1 protein-coding gene is annotated in these 956 nt (G+C 69.7%); it reads right to left on the bottom strand.

The annotated features are described in order from the left end of the window. Position 1 precedes the first annotated feature (1 nt). On the bottom strand, positions 2-937 hold the full coding sequence (locus ACFO3Q_RS16760; protein ID WP_377006047.1) for an IS481 family transposase: 936 nt from the start codon (positions 935-937) through the stop codon (positions 2-4). Positions 938-956 lie beyond the last annotated feature (19 nt).

Raw genomic sequence — 956 nt, 5'->3', positions numbered from 1 at the left:
GCTAGGTGTGGAGCTTCAATAGGTTGTTTCGACTGAGTCCCAGTCGTGAGACGGGAGCCAAGCCTCCGGCCGCGGTGTGGGGCCGGTGCCAGTTGTAGTGGTGCAGCCAGTGCCCGAGAGCCTGTTCGCGCTGGGCAGAGGTGTCGAAGCAGGAGGCGTAGGCCCATTCGCGCAGGGCGGTCTGGATGAAGCGCTCGGCCTTGCCATTGGTCCGCGGGGTGTAGGGGCGCGTGCGGACATGCTTCAGCCCCAGTGCGCGGCACGCCTCGGCGAAGACGCGCGAGACGTACGGGGAGCCGTTGTCGGTCATGACCCGCCGCACGGTCACGCCCTGGGCGCTGTAGCGGGCCACCACCTGGCGCAGGAAGGCGACCGCGGTCCGGCCGCGCTCGTCATCGGCGATGGCCGCCACGGCAACCCGCGAGTGATCGTCGATGGCCACGTGGACGAAGTCCCAGCCGATGCCACGATGGCGCTGCGATCGGTTTCCGGTGACGCGGTGGCCTGGCGAGCCGATCCGGCCCAGCTTCTTGATGTCGAGGTGGATCATCTCGCCCGGAGCGGCGTACTCGTACCGGTGCACCGGGGGCTGCGGCTCCAGGTCGCGCCAGCGACTGAGGCCGCTGCGTCGAAGCACCCGCGACACGGTTGCCGGGGACAGTTGGGTGTGCTCGGCGATCCAGCGCCCGCTGCGCCGCTGCCGGCGAAGCGCCTCGATGTGGCTGCGTTGCGCGCTCGAGATCCGGCGCGGCGACGTCTTCGGCCGGCTGCTGCGGTCGGCAAGGCCTTCGCCGCTCTGGTGGCGACGCCACCACTTCCGGACCGTGGTCTCGGAAATCCCCAGCGCCTGCGCGACCTCCGCGACCCGCTGGCCTGCAGCCACACGCTGGACCAGAACCTCTCGACCCTTCGGCGTCAGGCGCGCATTCTTGTGCATGTTGTTCCCCTCGCTGGAA

Origin of the sequence: Coralloluteibacterium thermophilum, from assembly GCF_042654365.1 — a bacterium.
GTDB lineage: Bacteria > Pseudomonadota > Gammaproteobacteria > Xanthomonadales > Xanthomonadaceae > Coralloluteibacterium > Coralloluteibacterium thermophilum.
This window is presented reverse-complemented; position numbering and strand designations above follow the sequence as displayed.